Origin of the sequence: Sulfuricurvum sp. (genome assembly GCF_028713855.1) — a bacterium.
In the GTDB taxonomy this organism is placed as follows: Bacteria; Campylobacterota; Campylobacteria; order Campylobacterales; family Sulfurimonadaceae; genus Sulfuricurvum.
Genome location: NZ_JAQTNN010000003.1, coordinates 191,930 through 213,187 on the forward strand (window position 1 = coordinate 191,930; position 21,258 = coordinate 213,187).

Annotated in this window: 23 protein-coding genes and 1 tRNA gene; 13 read left to right on the plus strand and 11 right to left on the minus strand. The window is 44.4% G+C overall.

Annotated features, from left to right (window positions below; translation table 11 throughout):
• Positions 1-45 precede the first annotated feature (45 nt).
• The 3 genes from glyQ (at position 46) to PHI47_RS04450 (ending at position 4,256) form a co-directional block, all read left to right on the plus strand.
• Positions 46-927 carry a glycine--tRNA ligase subunit alpha gene (gene glyQ / locus PHI47_RS04440; RefSeq protein WP_299934176.1) on the plus strand — a complete coding sequence of 294 codons (882 nt, stop codon included), beginning with the start codon at positions 46-48 and terminating at the stop codon, positions 925-927.
• A complete protein-coding gene (locus tag PHI47_RS04445; protein WP_299934178.1) occupies positions 927-3,161 on the plus strand; it encodes an AAA family ATPase in 2,235 nt (744 codons plus the stop codon). Before glyQ ends, PHI47_RS04445 begins: the two co-directional genes overlap by 1 nt.
• Before the next feature lie 75 nt (positions 3,162-3,236).
• Positions 3,237-4,256, plus strand: a complete 1,020-nt coding sequence (locus tag PHI47_RS04450) for a cytochrome-c peroxidase (RefSeq protein WP_299934180.1) — start codon at positions 3,237-3,239, stop codon at positions 4,254-4,256.
• Between the two features lie 27 nt (positions 4,257-4,283).
• Here the strand turns inward: PHI47_RS04450 and PHI47_RS04455 are convergent, their stop codons facing one another.
• Positions 4,284-4,961: a L,D-transpeptidase family protein gene (locus PHI47_RS04455; protein WP_299934182.1), complete on the minus strand. Its 678-nt coding sequence runs from the start codon at positions 4,959-4,961 to the stop codon at positions 4,284-4,286.
• A 69-nt stretch (positions 4,962-5,030) separates the two neighbouring features.
• On the opposite strand from PHI47_RS04455, the gene PHI47_RS04460 reads away from it, so the two are divergent.
• The 4 genes from PHI47_RS04460 (at position 5,031) to PHI47_RS04475 (ending at position 8,852) form a co-directional block, all read left to right on the plus strand.
• Positions 5,031-5,654: an acyl-CoA acyltransferase gene (locus PHI47_RS04460; RefSeq protein WP_299934184.1), complete on the plus strand. Its 624-nt coding sequence runs from the start codon at positions 5,031-5,033 to the stop codon at positions 5,652-5,654.
• 96 nt (positions 5,655-5,750) lie between these two features.
• Entirely contained in the window at positions 5,751-7,040 is a 1,290-nt protein-coding gene (locus PHI47_RS04465) for a Na+/H+ antiporter NhaC family protein (RefSeq protein ID WP_299934190.1), read from the plus strand.
• Entirely contained in the window at positions 7,037-7,705 is a 669-nt protein-coding gene (locus PHI47_RS04470) for a response regulator transcription factor (protein ID WP_299934193.1), read from the plus strand. The genes PHI47_RS04465 and PHI47_RS04470 overlap by 4 nt, the downstream gene beginning before the upstream one ends.
• The gene (locus tag PHI47_RS04475; protein WP_299934195.1) at positions 7,668-8,852 is read left to right on the plus strand and encodes a HAMP domain-containing sensor histidine kinase; all 1,185 of its coding nucleotides are present in this window, start codon (positions 7,668-7,670) and stop codon (positions 8,850-8,852) included. Before PHI47_RS04470 ends, PHI47_RS04475 begins: the two co-directional genes overlap by 38 nt.
• Before the next feature lie 17 nt (positions 8,853-8,869).
• Here PHI47_RS04475 and PHI47_RS04480 read toward each other — a convergent pair whose 3' ends face one another.
• From PHI47_RS04480 to PHI47_RS04500, 5 genes are all read right to left on the minus strand, one after another.
• On the minus strand, positions 8,870-9,694 hold the full coding sequence (locus PHI47_RS04480) for a serine hydrolase (RefSeq protein ID WP_299934197.1): 825 nt from the start codon (positions 9,692-9,694) through the stop codon (positions 8,870-8,872).
• Between the two features lie 65 nt (positions 9,695-9,759).
• On the minus strand, positions 9,760-10,053 hold the full coding sequence (locus tag PHI47_RS04485; RefSeq protein ID WP_299934199.1) for a c-type cytochrome: 294 nt from the start codon (positions 10,051-10,053) through the stop codon (positions 9,760-9,762).
• A gap of 115 nt (positions 10,054-10,168) precedes the next feature.
• On the minus strand, positions 10,169-10,498 hold the full coding sequence (locus tag PHI47_RS04490) for a hypothetical protein (RefSeq protein ID WP_299934202.1): 330 nt from the start codon (positions 10,496-10,498) through the stop codon (positions 10,169-10,171).
• Positions 10,499-10,588: 90 nt separating this feature from the next.
• Positions 10,589-10,810 (minus strand): hypothetical protein, encoded by a 222-nt coding sequence (locus PHI47_RS04495; protein WP_299934204.1) that lies wholly within the window; start codon positions 10,808-10,810, stop codon positions 10,589-10,591.
• Positions 10,807-11,079 carry a hypothetical protein gene (locus tag PHI47_RS04500; protein ID WP_299934205.1) on the minus strand — a complete coding sequence of 91 codons (273 nt, stop codon included), beginning with the start codon at positions 11,077-11,079 and terminating at the stop codon, positions 10,807-10,809. The genes PHI47_RS04495 and PHI47_RS04500 overlap by 4 nt, the downstream gene beginning before the upstream one ends.
• Before the next feature lie 152 nt (positions 11,080-11,231).
• Between PHI47_RS04500 and PHI47_RS04505 the strand changes: the two genes are divergently transcribed.
• The 6 genes from PHI47_RS04505 to PHI47_RS04530 all read left to right on the plus strand — a co-directional run bounded on the left by PHI47_RS04505 (position 11,232) and on the right by PHI47_RS04530 (position 16,712).
• Positions 11,232-11,681 (plus strand): MarR family transcriptional regulator, encoded by a 450-nt coding sequence (locus PHI47_RS04505; protein WP_299934207.1) that lies wholly within the window; start codon positions 11,232-11,234, stop codon positions 11,679-11,681.
• Positions 11,682-11,729: 48 nt separating this feature from the next.
• Positions 11,730-12,443, plus strand: a complete 714-nt coding sequence (locus PHI47_RS04510) for a pirin family protein (RefSeq protein ID WP_299934209.1) — start codon at positions 11,730-11,732, stop codon at positions 12,441-12,443.
• Positions 12,440-13,264, plus strand: a complete 825-nt coding sequence (ygiD, locus tag PHI47_RS04515) for a 4,5-DOPA dioxygenase extradiol (RefSeq protein ID WP_299934211.1) — start codon at positions 12,440-12,442, stop codon at positions 13,262-13,264. The genes PHI47_RS04510 and ygiD overlap by 4 nt, the downstream gene beginning before the upstream one ends.
• 39 nt (positions 13,265-13,303) lie before the next feature.
• Positions 13,304-13,750 carry a DUF2721 domain-containing protein gene (locus tag PHI47_RS04520; RefSeq protein WP_299934213.1) on the plus strand — a complete coding sequence of 149 codons (447 nt, stop codon included), beginning with the start codon at positions 13,304-13,306 and terminating at the stop codon, positions 13,748-13,750.
• Between the two features lie 424 nt (positions 13,751-14,174).
• Entirely contained in the window at positions 14,175-16,148 is a 1,974-nt protein-coding gene (uvrB, locus tag PHI47_RS04525; RefSeq protein ID WP_299934215.1) for an excinuclease ABC subunit UvrB, read from the plus strand.
• A 3-nt stretch (positions 16,149-16,151) separates the two neighbouring features.
• Positions 16,152-16,712, plus strand: coding sequence for a DedA family protein (locus PHI47_RS04530; RefSeq protein WP_299934217.1), 561 nt, complete (start codon positions 16,152-16,154; stop codon positions 16,710-16,712).
• Positions 16,713-16,730: 18 nt separating this feature from the next.
• On the opposite strand, the gene PHI47_RS04535 is transcribed toward PHI47_RS04530, so the two are convergent.
• The 5 genes from PHI47_RS04535 to maf form a co-directional block, all read right to left on the minus strand.
• A tRNA-Gln gene (locus PHI47_RS04535) sits at positions 16,731-16,805 on the minus strand.
• 42 nt (positions 16,806-16,847) lie between these two features.
• Entirely contained in the window at positions 16,848-18,812 is a 1,965-nt protein-coding gene (locus tag PHI47_RS04540; protein WP_299934219.1) for a penicillin-binding protein 1A, read from the minus strand.
• Positions 18,813-18,838: 26 nt separating this feature from the next.
• Complete coding sequence (locus PHI47_RS04545) at positions 18,839-19,537, minus strand: ATP-binding cassette domain-containing protein (protein WP_299934221.1); 699 nt, start codon at positions 19,535-19,537, stop codon at positions 18,839-18,841.
• Positions 19,538-19,541: 4 nt separating this feature from the next.
• Complete coding sequence (locus tag PHI47_RS04550; protein ID WP_299934223.1) at positions 19,542-20,678, minus strand: pyridoxal phosphate-dependent aminotransferase family protein; 1,137 nt, start codon at positions 20,676-20,678, stop codon at positions 19,542-19,544.
• A complete protein-coding gene (gene maf / locus PHI47_RS04555) occupies positions 20,648-21,193 on the minus strand; it encodes a septum formation inhibitor Maf (RefSeq protein ID WP_299934225.1) in 546 nt (181 codons plus the stop codon). Before maf ends, PHI47_RS04550 begins: the two co-directional genes overlap by 31 nt.
• Positions 21,194-21,258 lie beyond the last annotated feature (65 nt).

Sequence of the window (21,258 nt, forward strand, 5' to 3'; positions counted from 1 at the left end):
GCGGCTTTTTGGTATAATGGCGCAATTTCTTTTAATGGGACAGTTATGATTACGTTCGGTGATATGCTTTTAAAACTTCAACAATTTTGGAACGACCAAGGGTGCGCGATTGTCCAGCCTTACGACATTGCAGCCGGAGCAGGAACCTTTCACCCTGCGACCTTCCTCCGCTCACTCGACTCAAAACCATGGTCTGTGGCGTATGTCGCCCCTAGCCGTCGCCCGACAGACGGACGCTACGGTGAAAATCCAAACCGTTTAGGCAGCTACTATCAATTTCAAGTTCTTATCAAACCAAGTCCTGAAAATATTCAAGAGCTTTACCTCAAAAGTTTGGAATATCTCGGGCTCAATATCAAAGACCACGATATCCGTTTTGTTGAGGATAACTGGGAATCACCGACACTCGGAGCATGGGGATTGGGCTGGGAAGTATGGTTAAACGGGATGGAAGTAACCCAGTTTACCTATTTTCAGCAAGTGGGTGGAATCAGTTGTGATCCTGTTGCCGTTGAAATCACTTATGGAACTGAACGTTTGGCAATGTATCTCCAAGGGGTCGATACCGTATTCGATATCGTCTGGAGCGAAAACAAATTCGGCAAAACCCTCTACCGGGATATCCACAAAGAAGGTGAAATCGAGTTTAGTAAATACAACTTTGAAATCGCCGACACAGCCATGCTGTTTAATGATTTTGAATCTAAAGCCTCTGAATGTAAACGATGCCTAGATGCCGAGCTTCCATTGCCAGCGTATGATCTGTGCATGATGGCGTCTCATACGTTCAACACCCTCGATGCGCGTAAAGCGATCTCCGTTACCGAACGGGCTAACTACATCCTCAAAATCCGTGAGTTAGCCAAAGGGTGTGCAGAGCTCTATAAATCGCAAGAGGAAGAACGAAATCTCCGCGTTAGGGCCTAATGCAAACCCTCATCGGTCAAATCGATCGGATCATCTACCAAAATAACGGATTCTTTATCGCCGCTCTCAAAAGTGGAGATAAGATCAGCGCCCATTATTATGAGAGTGACGTAGATCACCTCGTCAATGCCGCAATCACCCTCAAAGGATCATGGGAAGAACACCGCCAGCACGGACGGACGTTTAAGGCTCACTCTCTCATCGTTAATCAAAACGAACTCTTCTTTTTTCTCAACCGTGTCGTCAAAGGATTCACCAAAAAACTGACCGCTGAACTGATCGAGAAATACGGTACTGATGGACTCGTCGATATTTTGGACAACGATATTGAGAGATTGTTGGAAATAAAAGGGATGAATGAAAAGCGTCTCCTCAAACTCTCCAGCGGATGGAAACAGTTTCGTTCCATGCGTCTTTTGGGGGAGTTTTTAGCCCCCTTCGGTGTCACTCCTGCACTACTGCGGCTCATTGCCGGGGCGATGAAAGAGGTAAAAGATCCCATCGAAGCCATCAAACACAATCCGTATGGTTTGATGAGGATCAACGGAATTGGGTTTAAAAAAGCCGATGAGATAGCATTAAAAATGGGACTGAGCGTGGATGATGAACGACGTATCCAAGCAGCGATGGAATATACCCTAAGCGAATACTGTGAGCAGGAGGGGAACAGCTGTATCGAACGAGGCGCACTCTTCAGTAAACTCGATTTACTCTTGGCACTAGGAGATCATTCACGGTACGATGAAGCCCTTGAGGATCGACTGAGGGAAGGGAGTATCACACTCTTACCCAGTTCCAAACTCTCTCCTACTCGTATTTACGAAGCTGAAACACTTCTTATCAGCGAATTCAAACGACGGGGAAAAAGTAAGAATGAACCCCTCAGCGATAATCTTGAGACATTTTTAAAGACCCATTCTCTGAGTCTGGGAGAACAGCAGCTTACGGCGTTGGAACGGATCAATCAAGGGTGCGGATTGATTTTTCTCGTCGGGTATGCGGGAACGGGGAAAAGCACCACGGCAAAAGCTCTCTTAGACCTTTTAGCAACCCGCTATGAGCCGAGTCTCATCATGACCTGTGCACTCAGCGGCATTGCCTCCCAGCGGATACGGGAACGCAGCGGTTATCAAAGTGCAACGATTCAAAGTTTGCTGGTAAAATTCGAATCGCACGATAAAATGCCTTATCAAGTGGTTTTGATCGATGAAGCCTCTATGATCAACTCGACCCTCTTTGCGCGCCTGATGGCAAAAATAGAGCGTTCAGCCACTGTCATTATCGTGGGCGACGATGCCCAACTCCCCCCCATCGGTGCAGGAAGTCCACTCAGCGATGCAATAACCCTCAATCTCGCTCCGACAGTAATGCTGACCCAAATCTATCGTCAGCGCGATGATCAGGCAATTGCCCTCATTGCCAATGATGTCCGTCGAGGAATCATTCCGCAGTATCGGGAGAGCTATGATGATTTCACCTTTGTCAATGTGGATATTCCGAACCGTTATGCACTCAAAAATTCTCTCAGTGCAAACGAATTTGAAGAGGTGCTTAAAACCCATGCCCATAATATATTGGCCGCCATTGCCGAAGTGACACTGGAATATCTTCCTCTCTCACGTGAAAAACTTCAAACCAAAAAATTACGGGATTATCTGAGCGCATTCCAAGTGATCTCTCCGATGCGAGGCAATACCCTCGGAGTCGATAATCTAAACACCTTCCTCCAAGACTACTTTAACCCGAAGGCAAAAAAAAAGATTAACACCTTTAAAGGTGAGTTTCGTCTGATGGACAAAGTCGTTCATATTAAAAATGAAAATCTCCCTTCCACTACCCCCGAAGAGTTTAAAGAGGGGCATGAACCGAGTGAACGTCGAATATTTAACGGTATGTGCGGATTGATTTTTCGCCTCGATGAGGAAGAAGAACTCTGTTATGTTTACTATCCCAATGAAGAGATCATCGTCCATTACAAATATGAGCAGATCAGTGACTTTCTCAACCTCTCGTATGCTTTGAGTGTCCATAAAGTCCAAGGGATGGAATACGATACCGTTGTCGTGGTTATGAGTTTTTCACACCATATTATGCTTAATACCAAACTTCTCTACACCGCATTAACCCGGGCAAAAGAGCATTGTATCATCGTCGGTGAGGGCGGAGCATTTGAATCGGCATGCAGACGGTTGGAACAGTCTAAGCGATCCACGGTTATGCAGGAGCTAAATTAACTAAAGGATAAAAATTTTCCTTTATATTAATATGCTACAATTTCTATTCTAATCCAAATATCACGAGGATTCACCATGAAATTATTAATAATCTCTGCCATCGTCGCTTCAAGCGTTATGGGAGCTTCACTCATCGATGAAGCTAAAACTGCGGGACTCAAACCAATCCCGGCAAACCCTAAAGCTATTGATAAGCTCACGTCAAACGCTAAGAATCCGACCACTTCGGCTAAGGTAGAACTCGGAAAAATGCTCTACTTTGATCCTCGTCTTTCTAAAAGCGGTTTAATCAGCTGTAATACCTGTCATAATCTCGCCATCGGCGGAACCGACGGAATGAGCGCAGCAATCGGTCACAAATGGACATCGAATCCGCACGGTCTGAGTTCTCCAACCGTTTATAACGCCGTGTTCTACTCTCAGCAATTTTGGGATGGACGCTCTCCGCACCTCGAAGACCAAGCGCAAGGACCGATTCAAGCAGGACCGGAAATGGCTGCACCGAAAGATTTTGTCACAGGTGTTGTCAATTCAATGCCCGGGTATGTCAGTATGTTCCAAAAAGCATACGGAAAAGATGTCAAAATCACCTTCGAAAAAGTAGCCGATACCATCGCAGTATTCGAGCGAACTCTTGTCACCCCTTCACGCTACGATGATTTCCTAAACGGCAATAAAAAAGCGCTCACTAAAGCAGAACAAAAAGGGCTTAAAACCTTTATTGACAAAGGGTGTACAACCTGTCATAACGACATCGCTCTAGGCGGTACGATGCAGGCCTTCGGTGTCGTTGCTCCATACAAATATATGAATGTAGGTGATTTTAAAGGGGATAAAAACGGAATGGTTCGCGTACCAACTCTGCGAAACGTCACCCAAACCGCTCCGTATTTCCACAACGGTCAGATGGCAACTCTTAGCGAAGCGATCAAAGAGATGGGACGTATCCAACTTGGTGTTGACTTACGTGATGATGAGACGGCATCGATCCAAACGTTCTTACAATCACTCGAAGGTAAAAAACCGAGAGTTATTTATCCGATGCTTCCTTCAGCCACTCTCACTACTCCTAAAGTAGATGTAGTTAATAATTAATATCCCATCGGAACTTTGTTCCGACGGCTACTCACACTCTATCCCCGCAAACTCTTTTTGATATTCCGCACAATCTTTTATCGGTATTTGTAAGATATGAGGCTTTTTCGCAGGATCTAACCATTTGAGCAGTTCGATCAACGGTGCTTCATCCATCGCCGTACATCCCGAAGTAGGCCGATGATCACTATGGTTGAGATGGATAAAGATACATGAGCCTCGCCCTTTTTCTCCCATAATGTTATAACCGATCACCGCACCGTTACGGTATACCTCATCATTACGACGCATTGCTTCAAAACTTTTCGGGAGAGTTGAGGAATCAAGCAAGGCAAACATGTTATAGCGAGAATCTTCCACATCATCGATACAAATCAGCTTTTCATCGGCATGATAATAAGGCATTGCAGAATTTGGTATTTCAGAATAACCAAACGTAGAGGTGATCGGAAACATTCCCGCAGGGGAACGCCCGTCCCCTTCATTTTTAAGCGGCATTTTGTCACGGAGATATCCTAACCCGCTTCGACCCAATATAACGGGTATCTTATGCCCGATTTTCACCCATTGGTTTTTCATCTCATATCGCTGCATCGACGCTACAGTCGCATTTAGTTCAGGAGAGAGGACTATCACCAGCTGCTCAGAAGCGCTAAGTGTTGAGAGGACAAATGACGTTAAGAGGATTGGAATTGTTTTCAACATTGCATTGTTCTTAGTTTATTTTAAAGTTAGGTAGTATAGCATATTGAAAATCGCAAAAGTGAGGCAATAATGGCAATTACCGTTCGTAAAGCATCCGAGGCGGATATTGACATTATTGCCCAAGCATTAATCGAAGGATCTCGCGCCGGAAAGAGAATCGGGCTGTTTGATCTGGTGTTTAATACCTCCGATTATGAAGTACTTCTTGGGAATCTCAAGCGATTAGCTCTTACCTCAACTAAAAGCTATTGCCACTTCTCCAATTTTTTCATCGCTGTAGCCGATGGAGTAACCGCCGGAACCATCTGTGGCTACGAACCCCGAATCGCTACCCATGAAATTTTTTCCAAAGCGCTCGAAGAGATCGGATTTGACGAAACATACCACGAACGTATCGCCGCTTATTTGCTGTGCGAAGGGGAAGTGGATAACAAAACCTTTGTTTTGGATTTTATGCTCATCAAAGCGGAATTTAAAAGTCTTGACGTCTTTAAAGAGCTGATCGGGAAAAGTATGCTCACTGCCCGCCTCAAAGGGTATCGAAAAGTTCAAACCTCTGTTGAAATAGGCTCCGTCGAAAGTGAAATGATCTACAAAAAGCTAGGGTTTACGGTTATCGACGAAAAACGAAGTGAATACTATAAAGAGCAATTCGACCGCCCAGGTATAATGCGCCTTCAAATGATATTGTAAGGATCCCCTATAGAATATGGTATTTTAGGGTTACTCCCTCCGCTTATTGCTATTCTCCTCGCTTTTTTTAGTCGTTCAGTCTTTATAGCACTCGCTATGGCTGTTCTCGTTGGTGAATTTATCATTGCCGATTTTCACCCTCTCACTGCACTCATACTTATGGTTGAGCGATTTGGGGGATTACTGAGTGAAGGATGGGTACTCAAAACCTTAGCTTTTGCCATAATGGTAGGCTCGGTAATGGCCCTCATCGAACGAAGTGGCGGAGTCGACGGTTTGGTTCATGAACTGAGTGTCAAACGTAGCTGGGTCAAAAGCAAACGGGGTGCATTGATGCCCAGCTTTATTGCCGGAATCGTCGTGTTCATCGAGTCCTCTATCACGTCCCTCGTAGCAGGGGCAATAGGACGCCCATTTTGCGACCGATACGGCATCAGTCGCGCCAAACTCGCTTTTGTCTGTGACTCCACCTCTGCACCTGTTTGCTCTCTTATCCCGTTGAATGGTTGGGGGGCTCTTTTACTGGGACTTATCGGCGGACAAATCACGGCCGGTTTGATCGGCGGGGAAAGTGCTACATGGCTTCTTCAATCGGTTGCCTTTAACTTTTATGCCTTCATTGCTCTGATCGTTACCTTTATCGCCGTGTGGTTTGAGATCGATATCGGCCCCATGCGCCACGCTACCATTACACCGCCGCCAACGATAGAATGTGAAGATGAGCGAGGCCATTTTAGTTTATTTTTATGGCCGATGGTATGGATGATCGGCGGTGTTATTGCTTTTATGATCGCTACCGGAGACGGAGATATTTTCAAAGGTTCCGGCTCAACGTCGATTTTCTATACCCTTATCATCACCTTGACCTTGATGTGGGGATATTATCGATTTAAAAATGCCCTCACAACCCGCGAATTTTTATCCAGCTCCCTTCAAGGGGCGAAATCAATGGCTCCGATAGCCGCTATTTTACTGTTTGCTTTTGCCATCGGCGGAGTCAGTTCCGATATGGAAGTGGGCAAATATCTTGCCTCTTTTATCGGCGACTATCTCCCCTCAGCATATTTGGCAGGAGCTATTTTTGTTTTAGGGGCGATTATCGCGTTTGCTACGGGAACGAGTTGGGGAACATTCAGCATCATGCTCCCTATCGCCGTCCCTTTGGCTGTCGGACTCGATGCCCCTATTGCACTGTGCATGGGAGCCGTAATTTCGGGCGGTGTTTTCGGCGATCACTGTTCCCCTATCTCGGATACTACGATTATCTCTGCCATGGCAAGCGGATGCAGTGTCCAAGAACACACGAAAACACAACTTCCCTATGCCCTTATCGCAGCCGGAATATCCCTCGTTTTGTTTATTACATTTGGAATCGCACTGACATGACCAAAGCAAAGCTTCTCCTGCTCGAAGACGATCCCAACCTCTCCGAGAGCGTCAGCGAATATCTCGAAGAGCAGGGATTCAGTGTTACCTGTGTTTACGATGCTTCCTCAGCCGAAGATACCCTCTACGAACAAAAATTTGATCTTCTATTACTCGATGTAAACGTTCCGGGGGGTGATGGTTTTTCTCTTCTAAAAAACTCGCGCAAAGAGGGCAATGCCACGCCGGCTATCTTTATCACGTCACGCAATGCGATGAGTGATGTCGAAGCGGGATTTGAAAGCGGAGGAGACGATTACATCCGTAAACCCTTTGCCCTCAAAGAGCTTCTGCTACGGATTCAAACGATTCTAAAACGTAATTTCTACCATAATCCGACTGAGGCACTTACCCTTGGCGAGGGAATTACCTACGACATCGATAATCAAGTGCTCACCATCAACGGTAAAACACAAAATCTTCAACTCAAAGAGCACAAACTACTCAAACTTTTTATCCAACACCGCAATGAGCTTTTGCATCATGAAATGATTATGGAATATCTATGGGACTATGATGAAACACCAAGTGACGGTTCATTGCGTACCTACATCAAAACATTGCGCAAACTTCTCGGAAAGGATTCCATTGTCAGCCACAAGCGCCTCGGGTATCAATTTCGCTAAATATCGTACCCTCAAAAGCTTCTTGATTCTCTATGGGATAATGTCGGTTTTGATCCTCGCACTTATCGGAGTTCTCTATTTTCAATACGCCAAAGCCGTTATGCTCTCCTCTCAGCGCCTCGCGATGCAATTGGAATCAGAGAGCTATGTTCCCAAACTCAAACAGTGGCTCGAACACGACCGAAATCTCTCCACTTTCCCCAAAGATTTGGCTTACACAACCGCACTCTACGGATACGATCACAAACCGATAATATCGCGGCTGGATACCGCTGCTATCGATTTCAAAGAAAATATTTACCTCTCATCCGGACACATCTATCTGATCGTCCCCCTTTCACCATACGGGATGGGGGAGTATTATCTGGTTTTTGAAACCAAAGATGACGGGTTATGGCGGCAGCAAACCTTTGAGATTACCCTGACTTTCGGAGCAATTTTATTTTTAATGCTCGTCGGAGTCGGATATCTCCTCTCTCGTTTGATTCTCCGCCCCATGAACGAGGCGATTGCCCTACTCGATGATTTTATCAAAGATACTACCCATGAGCTCAATACCCCCGTCAGTGCCATCCTCACCAACATCGAATCATTAGAGATTAATGATCTTCCTCCCTCGGCACAAAAAAAGATCAAACGAATCGAAATCGCCTCGCGCACGATCTCGACACTTTACGATGATCTAACCTATCTTATCCTCAATCATGATTTGGCGGTTCAAGATATCCAACTCGATCTCAGCCACCTTTTACACGAGCGGCTGGAATATTTTCGCCACCGTATCGAGCAAAAAAAGATCACGTTGCAATTATCCGTCGATTCGGATGTATTCATAACAATCGATCATACCAAAGCAACCCGCGTTATCGATAATCTCATCTCCAATGCAATTAAATACAACCGCATGAGCGGAACGATTTTCATCACACTTCACAAGGGAATTTTATGCGTTGAGGACAACGGAATCGGTATCCCCGATACGATGATTGAGCGGGTATTTGAACGCTATACACGTGCCGATAAAAGTGTCGGAGGATTTGGGATCGGATTGAATATCGTTGCCATGATTGCCAAAGAGTATGGTTTGAATATTACGATTGAATCGGAAGAGAAAGTCGGAACAAAGATTTGCGTGACGTGGGAATAACCTCCCAGTCTACCCTTTTACAAAGAAGCCAAAATATCCTGCGACGGGACAAATACCTGCTCAAATATCTCTTTTGCGGTTTTCCAGCGGTTCTCTTTGGAATTGAGCATGACAATCAGACAGTCCTTATCCTCTTTTTTGGCACGGGCGATTAAACATGCTCCCGCTTTAGAGGTATACCCTGTTTTGACTCCGACAGCGTATTCATACTGATTTAGAAGCTGATTGTGCGTATGGGCAACAAATTTTCGGGAAGTGTTGAGTGAATAATAAGTATGCTGGTTTAAGCGGGTAATATCATTAAAAACAGGATTTTGGATAGCGTATTCCGCCAAAGCAAGAAGATCTTGCGGTGTAGAGTGGTGATTACCGATATCAAACCCGCAAGGGTTCGTAAAAACCGTATTCACCATCCCTATACTTTGCGCCTTCGCATTCATCATCTCTTTAAAATAATCTAACGAGCCACCGACGGCTATCGCGATAGCCATAGCCGCATCATTATCCGATTTGATCAAAGCCGCTTTGATGAGATCATCCAATAAAAAGACTTCACCCTCTTTGTACCCTGCTTTGGTAGGTTCAACTTGAAGCATCTCTTTCGTAATAACGACAGTGCGGTTTAAATCTCCCTGCTCTATCGCCAATATCGCCGTCATAATTTTAGTTAGACTTGCCGGTTGTACCTCACGCTGTGCCTCTTTTGAATACAACATCTCATTGTTCGTGAGATTTTTGACCAACAGCGCTTGAACATTCAATTTATCCAGTTTTTCGGAATCGATTTCAGCATGAAGAGAGATGATGGAGAGAAGAAAAAAGAAGATTAATGATTTGAGCATCCCGTCCCTTTGTAAAATTACAAAGGGACATTATGGCTTAAAAGGGTAAATATACCAATACGGTTTTATTTCATTCCCGCAACATAATCCGCAAGAGATTTCATATCGCCATCCGACAATGTCGCCGTTTGACCCTTCATGATAGCACCCATCCCTTTGGTGTTACGGGTTCCTGCTTTATACCCTTTTAGAGCATCGAGTGTTTTAGCTGAACTCCATCCCGCAATCACTTCAGATTTACCCAAAGCCGCTTTTTCACCTTTTGCACCGTGACAAGCCGCACATTTTTGGAACATTGCCGCCCCATCAGCAGCACTCAACATCGCAGTGAAACCCAATATTGCAATTAACGTTTTCATTTTTTATCCTTTTTATTCTCTTTGTAACGCCATCGGAATACATCCCGATAGCTACGCTAACGCTAAGTTCTCTTCAGCAGAGAGCTCACGCGCAGCACGCCGCACTATTAAATTTTTATCCGCAACTCGGAACATTTCCGCTATCCGAACCGTATTGTTTGGCGAAATCACCGACCTCTTGAATTTTATCTTTCATCTCCGGATTGGCGAGAACCGGCAACGCATTCGGGAATCGTTTACCATACTCATCCACAAACCCTTTTGCATCATTGGCAAAAAGATCTTCCCACTCCGAAACCGTATGCTCAGCGGCAAACTTGGTTCCGTTCATATTGAACTTTGCTTTGAAATTTTTAAGATACACTTTTTGACCCGATGCGGCATCCGCCTGTGCCATAGAGGCAGTGAGTGCTACAGCAGCAAGCAACAGTAGAAACTTTTTCATAATCAACTCCTTTTTGGAGAGTTTCTCTTTCGAGATTCCCTTTTGATGAGAGCAGTATAAAAAGTTATTGTGAAGGTATTGTGGAGAGAGTTAACTATTTTGAAAACGATCGATTAGTGTCGAAATTTCTTTCTCTTGTTCATAAAGAGCAAAGCTTTTGCGAACGTAGGCTTGAAGAAGGAGCTTGATATCATTGTTTCCGTAAAATTCAAAGTCCTGTTTCATCTGCTCGCTCAAAAAGCGGGCAAAATCTTCCTCTACATCAATGTCATAACGTTTGGCATTAAGGGTGAGGGTTATTTTAGTCTTCATCCAAGCAAGCTTTCGATTTTGGAGACAATTGCTTCGATTTCGGCATCTTTGGCGGCAAGTTCATCCCCGTACATTTTAATCTCTTCATCTTTAGACGCCAATGCCCCATGCAGGCGTTGAATCTCAGCGTCTTTGCTTTGTTCATTACCGCGAATTGAACTGCTTTCTGCTCGAAGTGTTTCAATTTCAGCTTTTAACGCCGCTTGTTTCTCAAGCAAATCAGTAACGAGAGTGGCCAATTTTTCCAATGGAGTAGGATTAAATAACATGGTTAACCTTGGGTAATAGAGTCTTTGACATAATTTTAACACAGTTTAACTCAGTATCGCTGACGTGATTTAAAATTTAACGAAATAGCCATTGACATTTATTACTAATTAGTAGTATTATTTTCTTCTTATCACTTCTAGGAGGTTTATATATGAAACGTGCACGAAGCTACGGCAAGCATGAAGACATTGTTCTACGTGCCCATATTGAACTTTCGCGTTCCCTTACCAAGATTAGAGCTAAAGAGACGTCATGGCTAGGTGATCGCGATCTGACATTGCCCCAGTTTGGGATTTTGGAGTCGCTGTACCATTTAGGGAGGCTCACGGTCGGTCAGATTACGACCCTTACCCTCAGCACCCCCGGAAATATCACCGTTGTGATTAAAAACCTCCAATCCAAAGGGCTGATTAATGCCAAACCCTCCGAAGAGGATCGGCGAATAAAAATATTGGAAATCACCGAAAAAGGATCATCCATCATCCAATCAATCTTTCCGAGTCATGTCGAAAATCTCAGCGGATGGTATGACAAAGCGCTGAGCGAAGACGAAATCAAAACCCTTTCTCATTTGCTTCGCAAACTCGAAAAGGCTCAATAAAAAAATTTAACTACATAGTACTAAGTAGTACTACTAAAAGGAGATACCATGTCACTACTACTCCATCGCTCAGCACAGCGCGGCATCGCCGAGCACGGTTGGCTTCATAGCCGCTTTAGTTTTTCATTTGCCGAATATCATAACCCCTCACGGATGGGATTCGGAGCATTACGTGTGATCAACGATGACATTGTCGAAGCGGGCAACGGGTTTGGAATGCATCCTCACAAAAATATGGAGATCGTCTCGATACTCACCAAAGGTTCACTGGAACATCGAGACTCAGAGGGAAATCACGGAATCATTCACGCAGGAGAAATACAGTATATGAGTGCGGGGAGCGGTGTTTTTCACTCCGAACATGCTACGGCGGGTTCCGATGCTGCTCTTTTTCAAATCTGGATACACCCTTACGAAAATGGCGGCGCACCTCGCTACGAACAACGCAGTTTTATCCAGCACGACCAACAAAATCAATGGCTAACCCTCATCAGTGGCGACGGAGCGGATGATTCGATAGTGATTAAACAAGATGCCGCTATTCATTCGGCTGAAGTGAGTGAAGGAACTGCAATAGCGATTCCGAATGTCAAATCGGGTCACGGTCGATTGATCTTTGTGATCGATGGAAAAATAGAAATCAATTCTCATATTCTTGAAGCGAGAGATGAGATACAAATCACCGATCAGGAGGAATATACCCTTTTAGCACTAGGCGAGTCTAAGGTTTTATTATTTGACGTGCCGATGACATCCTCATGAATCGTCGCTATTTTTTAGCCCTCATGTCCGCATTAGCGGCCAATGCATCACCGACAAGGAAACCGTTCATGCGTCAAAGCGCCCTCTTTATCAGCCACGGCTCTCCGATGAATATCATCGAGGACAACCCCTATACCCGAAGTCTCAAAAAACTCGGCAAAACATTGTCCAAACCCCAATCGATTCTTATCCTTTCAGCGCATTGGGCGACCAACGGTTCCACTGTTTCCGTGGTTGATAAACCTGAGACGATTCACGATTTTTACGGTTTCCCTGATTCACTGTATGATGTTCACTACGATGCAGCGGGAGAGATGAGCGCGAGTTTGTTGTTAGCCCATTTGACCCATTCGAAAATCGATCGCCGTCACGGTCTCGATCACGGTGCATGGTCGGTACTGGTTCATCTGTTTCCCGATCACAACATCCCCGTATTTCAACTCTCAATCGATTTGAGCAAACCCGCACCATGGCACTATGAACTGGGGAAAATCCTCTCGCCACTTCGAGATGAGGGGATCATGATTATCGGCAGCGGAAATGTCACTCACAATCTCGGCGATATAAACAGAGACGAAGATGCACCTGTCGCCAAATGGGCAAAAGAGTTTGACGATGCATTTGCCGATGCCCTCATCAACAATCATGATAAAATCATCAACTTTGATCTTCCTTATTTCGATCATGCCCACCCGACTTTGGAGCATTATCTCCCGATCCTACCGATTTTGGGATCACAAAAAGAGGGTGAAGAGGTAACCACCATTTATGAGGGATTTCAGCATGGGACCCTATCCATGCGCTGCTTTAAAATCGGATAATCCGCTATAATTTTAGACCGTTGCCTTGGAAGGTGTTTTATGTTACTAGCTAACCTTATCGACACATTGCAATTATCTATCAGTCCTGTCATTCTTATTTCAGGAGTCGGTTTAATCATTTTAAGTCTTACTAATCGTTTTGGACGTATAGTTGATAGGACTCGTCAACTGTCGGTTGAGTATCGAAGCTCTTCAAGCACAGATCAAGAGCGCATTTTATCAGAGCTAAAAATACTCAGCCTCAGAGCAAAAGTCATTAGAAACAGCAATTTTCTAGCCGTTCTTAGCGTTTTACTGGTTTCGTTTATTATCATCGGTCTATTTGGCGCTGCTTTGTATCATTTTAATGTGACACTGCTCCTCGTAATCTTATTTATTTCCAGTATCATCAGCTTGATAGTTTCGCTTTTTTTATTGATCTACGATCTTGATCTCTCACTTAAAGCTCTATGGATCGAACTTCCAAAAGAAATAGAACATAATTAAGTACTATCGATAATAACCGATTGACTTCTGAGGCAGGTGAGTATTGTACTTGGCATTAAATTGTAAAATAAGTCGTATACTATGTGCAAACGATTATATGATTAAAAAATCCAAATAAAGGGGAAATTATGGCAAAAGGTCAAGATTCAAAAAAAGCAGTTAAAAAAGCACCAGCAAAAACTTTAAAAGAAAAACGCAATGACAAAAATACGAAAAAAAGTTAGTCATTAGGTATAATGAAAAAATGAGAGGTTGCACTATCGTTTTTTCATTACTTTAAAATTCAAATAAAAATACTTTATTCTTAAAACCTCATTCAAAAACTCACCTTAACTTAGCAGCCTATAGGCAGTCATCCACTTTAAGAAACAGCATTTGCGCTATAATTCGACATAATTAACACAAACCATTTCAGGGTAGTATTTTGCCGATTTTTAAAGTTCATACCCCGTATCAACCTGCCGGTGATCAGCCTGTTGCCATCGACGCACTCTCATCCGGTATTAAACGCGGTGAGCGCTATGTATCCCTCGAAGGGGTAACCGGTAGCGGTAAAACCTATACAATGGCAAAGGTGATCGAAAGCGTACAACTTCCGACGATCATCATGACCCACAACAAAACCCTCGCAGCGCAGCTGTACAGTGAATTTCGCTCTTTTTTCCCTGATAATCATGTTGAGTATTTCGTCAGTTACTACGATTATTACCAGCCGGAAGCCTACATCCCGCGCCAAGATTTATTCATCGAAAAAGACAGCTCCATCAACGATGAACTGGAACGTTTACGCCTTTCTGCTTCTGCCAATCTACTCAGCTACGATGATGTTATTGTTGTAGCTTCTGTCTCTGCCAATTACGGACTTGGTGATCCTGAAGAGTATGAGAAGATGGTACAGATTGTTGCTATTGGGGATGAAATCAATCAAAAAAAACTTCTGCTTCGTCTTGTTGAGATGGGGTATTCTCGCAACGATGCCTATTTCGATGGTGGAGATTTTAGGGTCAATGGTGAAGTGGTGGATATTTATCCCCCTTATTGGCAGGATCAAGCGGTTCGTATCGAATTTTTCGGGGACGAGGTGGAGCGGATAAGTTTTTTTGACCCTTTGAGTAATACAATGACCGAGAAACAAGATACCGTTACCATTTATGCTACTAGCCAGTTTGCCGTTGGAGCCGAGAAACTTTCCCGTGCCATCAAGCGAATCGAAGATGAACTGGGAGAACGCCTTCAAGAGCTTGAAACGCAGGGGAAAATCGTTGAGGCGCAACGCCTTCGTCAACGATGTGAGTTTGATCTCGAAATGTTGCAAGCTACGGGAATGTGCAAAGGAATCGAAAACTATTCACGCCTTTTGACCGATAAAAAAGCGGGTGAAGCACCTTATACACTTCTCGATTATTTTACCCTCCATCACGACAAATTTTTGATTATTGTAGATGAATCACATGTAAGTTTACCCCAATTTCGAGGGATGTTTGCCGCAGATCGAAGTCGCAAAGAGGTGCTCGTCGATTATGGGTTCCGTCTTCCAAGCGCACTGGATAATCGTCCCCTTATGATAGATGAATATCTTAATAAAGCACCTCATTACCTCTTCGTATCCGCTACCCCATCCGCTCAAGAGTTGGAGCTTAGCTCCACTGTTGCCCAGCAAATCATCCGTCCCACAGGTCTACTTGATCCCCCGATTATCATCAAACCTTCCACTAATCAAGTTGAAGATTTACATGATGAGATTAAAAAAACCGTAGCGTTAGGGGATCGCATTCTTGTGACGGTATTGACGAAAAAAATGGCGGAAGCACTCACAAAATATCTCGCTGATTTGGGAATCAAAGTCCAATACATGCATTCTGAAATCGATACGATTGAGCGCAATCAGATAATTCGCGGACTTCGGGTCGGCGATTTCGACGTTCTCATCGGAATTAACCTTCTACGAGAGGGGTTGGATTTACCCGAGGTAAGCCTTGTCGCGATTTTGGATGCAGATAAAGAGGGATTCTTGCGCTCCGAAACAGCACTCATCCAAACCATCGGACGTGCGGCACGGAATGAACACGGACGGGTTATCTTATACGCGCAAAAGATTACCGGTTCAATGGAACGGGCTATCAAAAAAACCAATGATCGGCGTGCAACACAAGAAGCATTCAACATAAAACACGGTATCACGCCAATCACAACCAAGCGTAGTCTCGACGAGAACCTCAAACTCGAAGACCCAGCCGAGCTCTATAACCGTTCCAAAAAAGCAAAAACCCTCCCTGCAACGGAACGGAAAAAGCTGGTTGAAGAGTTGAGCCTCAAAATGAGAGAAGCAGCAAAAAAACTAGAATTCGAAGAGGCTGCACGGCTTCGTGATGAAATAGCAAAAATAAGGAAATTATAATTTATGGATGATATGTTAAACAATCTTGCGACGTACGGTTACCTCGTCGTATTCCTCTATTCTCTCGGAGGGGGATTCGTCGCCCTTTTAGGAGCCGGAGTTCTCAGCTACATGGGTAAAATGGATATCTCTCTCTCCATATCGATTGCGTTTATCGCCAACTTTATCGGCGATTCCCTGATCTTTTATATGTCTCGTTATCACAAACATGAAATGATGGAACATCTGCGTAAACACCGTCGTAAACTTGCTTTTTCCCATTTGCTTCTGAAACGTCACGGTTCATGGATTATTGTAATCAAAAAGTTTATCTATGGGCTTAAAACACTCGTTACCTTTGCCATCGGTCTGACCAAATACAGTTTTTTGAAATTCAGTGTTTACAATGCACTCGGTTCAGCCATTTGGGCACTCATTGTCGGCGGTGGAAGTTATATCTTTGGCGGCGCATTGATCGAAGGGTATAAAATGGTGGCGGACAAACCGTATTTGGCACCGCTTATGCTCATTGTTATCGGAGGAAGTGTTTGGTTTTATCTCTCTGCTGCAACAAAAAGATCGTAAAAGAAAGAGTTTGAGAAGTGGATGGGGAGGAGGGATTCGAACCCCCGAATGACTGGACCAAAACCAGTTGCCTTACCGCTTGGCGACACCCCAATATGAGAAGGGGATTGTAAAGAAAATCCCCTTAAAAAACTTTTAGAAAACGAGTTTTTCATCCGTTTTTGGTGCAGATTCCTGTGTTGTATCCGGTGCAGCTGAAGTATCGGTAAAATTATCGCTGCTATTTTGATCGTTTGTCGGAGCTCGGTAGACTCCTGCAGGCAAGTCAAAATAGCGTTTGGTATTCGGATAAATGCGCAACATGTCTTCGTAATAATAACGGAAAACCGGAGCCGCAGCCCGTCCACCGGTTTCACTGCGACGCATCGGGGTGTTGTTGTCATGTCCGAACCAAACAACCGTTTCCACAGTCGGTGAATATCCTGCAAACCACGCATCGACATTTTTGTTGGTTGTTCCCGTTTTACCGGCAATCTCCATCCCTCCGACACGTGCCCCTGTTCCGGTGCCGTAACCGACAACATCTTTGAGAATCGACGTCATCAAATAGATTTGTTCCGGGGTATCAACCTGACGGCTTTTATTTTCATATCGAATCGTCTCTCCTCGCGGTGTAATGACCTGACGCACCAAAATCGGATTGGTCAAAGCCCCTCCACTGGCAAACATCGTATAGTATTTTGCCAAATCAATCGGAGAAATAGAAATGGTACCCAACGCAATCGAAAGATCCGGCGGTAAGTTTTCAACAATACCGAAACGTCTCAACCCGTCGGTAATTTTAGAAAAGCCCATATCGCTGACCATATTGATCGTTGCCAAGTTACGCGAATGAACCAATGCATCGCGCATGGTAACCATCCCTTTGTACTCATTTTTAAAGTTTTTGGGTTTCCATGTTTTTTCTTCCCCGTCATCTCCGGCATACGTATAGGTACGGGCGATATCGGGAACCATCGATGCAGGTGTCATTCCGCTATCAAGTGCCACTTGGTAAATAAAAGGTTTAAATGCCGATCCCGGTTGGCGTTTAGCCTGTGTTACACGGTTATAGGGGCTCAGAGAGTAATCATACCCCCCGACCATCGCTAAAACCTCTCCACTGCGAGGATCAAGACTAATCAGTGCACCGTTGAGCTGAGTTTGCATATTTTCATCCAAATCACCCGCTTCCTGTGCCCGTTTTAAAATCTCATTACGACCTGATTGAAGTGCCTTATATCCCGCTTCCTGAAGTCTCATGTCGATGGTGGTATAAATCTTGTATCCACCGCTTCGGATGTCAGGAAATGCATCACCGAGCTGTCGCATTACTTCATCAATGATATAGGGGCCCGAATTTTTACTAAGTGTGTCGTTAAAAACTTTCGGCCGTTCCTGCGTTGCTTTGTCATACGTCGGCTGATCGATCCAACCCAAGTCATACATCCGTCCGATAACACGGTTAGCACGTCCTAATGAGAGCTCATAGTTTTTCGTCGGAGAATAAAAGTTAGGTGCTTTCGGCAGCCCGACCAGCATTGCCATCTCTTTGAGAGTCAACTCTTTTAAGGGTTTGCGGAAATAGCCATCCGATGCGGTTTTGATCCCGTAATAACCGTGTCCCAAATAAATTTCATTAAAATAACGCTCTAAAATCTGCTCTTTGGTCAATTCCTGCTCAATTCGAATCGAGTATAGAACTTCTTTGAATTTACGGGAGAATTTTTTCTCACGGGTCAGAAGGGTATTTTTGACCAACTGCTGCGTGATCGTACTCGCCCCTTCTTTGAGTTTTCCGGCAGTAACGTCTTTGATGATTGCACGCATTACCGCATCGGGATTAACACCGCAATGTTCAAAAAAAGTCGTATCCTCAATCGCCAGCAACGCTTCAATAAGACGGGGAGGGATATTTTGGTATGAGACATAATAGCGATGCTCATCACTAAAGAGGTTAGCAATCTTATTCCCGTTACGGTCATATACTTCGGTTGTCAAGCGAGGCTGATAGTTGATTAGACGCTTGGTTTCGTATTCAAAAGAGTAGACAATATACCCTAAAAAAACGATCGGAATCATCACGATAATCCCTATTCCAATCAATAAATATTTTTTCATTCTCTTCCTTAGCGGTATTTCTTCTATCACTGTCTAAATCCTCTGGTTTTAAACTCGGCGTCGATTAACGCTTGGGTATATGGCTCTTTGGGAGAATGAACCACTTCGGTAATTCCCCCTCGCTCGAGCATACGCCCTTCTTTGATCACACAAATATCTTCGCATAATGCCGATGCCACACTCATATCGTGGGTAACAAATAGCATTTGGTATCCTATTTTATCTTGTAATGTTTTTAACAACGTAATCATAACCTCTTTTGACTCAGGATCCAGCGCAGTTGTAGGCTCATCGAGCAACAACAGTTTCGGGTTTGACCCCAAAGCAATCGCGACAACAACGCGCTGCAGTTGTCCCCCTGAAAGTTCCGGAGGAAAACGTTCCAGCAATCCCTCATCCAATCCCAACAGAGCAAACAGTTCTGTACTGCGTTCTTTAGGAAGGAACATTTGATCTTTTATTCGAGTCAATGGAGATAATGCCGTAAACGGATTTTGGGGTACCAGTGCGACCGATTTGCCTAATCCCCATTCAAATTCACACCGCTTTTCGATCACAACATCCAACGTCGTATCCAATAACCCTAAAAGGGCTTTCAGAGTGAGTGATTTGCCACTTCCACTTTGCCCGACCAATGCCAACGAATGCCGAATTTCAAACGAGAGATCGACCAATACTTGATCATTATGGGTGATTTTCAACCGATCAATTGCAATGATATTCATCGCGTTATTTTACCCAAATCTGTGTTAATCGCTCACATGCCTGACGTAAAAGAACCTCATCGATATCGAGCCTCGCAATGAGCCGGAGTATCGCTTTTTTTACCGTGGGTTGGCGAATCGCACCGACATGAATTCCCATCTCGTTTTTCAGCCATTCCTGCAACCGCATCACTTCGCGATTATCCCCTATCTCAATAGGGATGATCAGTCCTGCGGACTCAATCCCCAAAGTCTCTCGGACAATCGTCTTACGTCTTTTGATTTGATCACGTAAGCGCTGTGTATGGGTTTGGATATAGTCCAGTGCATGATGTGCTAACGCCGTATCGTAAAGGGAAGGCGCCGTCGCATAGATAACATTTTTAGCACGATTAAGAAGATACTCACTGATATGCGTTGATGAGAGAACATAGGCACCGAAACTTCCGTAGGCTTTCCCCAATGTCCCCATTTTGATCATCAGCGGTGTCGGTACGATCTCATAATGATCCAATATCCCCATCAATGATTCACCGATAACGCCACTACTGTGAGCCTCATCCAAAATTAAAATCGACTCATGCTCTATAGCAAGTTCAATAATCTCGCGCGGTACTAGATCACCACCCATTGAATAAATACCTTCAACCGCAATAATCGTCCGTTTCCCATGCGCTTGCTTCAATAGTTCTTTGAGCGCTATGGAATCATTATGAGGGAAAAACTGAACTGATCCCTCACACATCCGTGCACCCGCAACGCCACTGGCATGGTATTCTTCATCCATCAGTAAAACATCGCCTTTACGCACAAGGGCTTCGATAAGACCGATATTGGCATTAAATCCGCTCCCCATGACGATACCTGCTTCGAAACCGTTTGCTTCGCATAACGCCGATTCAAACGCAGCATGAATCGGATGGTAACCGTTTACCAGCATTGAGGCTTTAGGTGCATGATCACTATAAAGAGAAAGAGTTTCACACGCCCTTAGATGAAGTTCTTTGTTATGAGCCAATCCTAGATAATCATTGGATGCGGCATCCATTAATGTGTCATCCCTGATATGCCGTTCGCGATAACGACCGGCTCGCTTTAATGCTTTGAGTTCACTCTCGTAAGGATTTTTCATCACAAAAACGGCTTTAATTCTTCGATGCATAGCCCCATGGCCGTACTCTCGAATCCGCGTACTTCTCGGATATAGGGCTTGCAAAAGCCCTCCACCATACATGCCCCTGCTTTGCCTTGCCAATCTCCGCTTCGCAGATAGTTCTCAATGTCATGAGGGTCAAACACATCGAAAAAATAGTGGGTAGATGAGATATCGATGAGTTCCAATCGGGGGGTTTTATAAATCATGCAGGTAATAATTGCAACTTCCGAGCCGCTTTGCGTCTCTAAAATCGCTCTGGCATCGGCTTCATTTTTAGCTTTACGGAGAATTTTTCCTTGTGCCGTCACGACGGTATCGGCAACAAGAAGAGGATAGTCACTGCACCCAAATTTTTCCAGATTGACTTTGTATTTTCCGAGTGTCGCTTGGTACACAAAGTTTTTAGGGGTAGGAGCGATAATGGAATCTTCATCGAAATCTACTGATTCCTGAAGAAAAGGAATGGAAGCCGCGCGAAGCAATTCGGCGCGGGTGATCGAAGATGAACACAATCTCAACATGCGAACCTCTCTTAAAAAGTACGTAAGCGTACGTGGGCATCCTGCCGAAGGAAACCAAGCGTTAG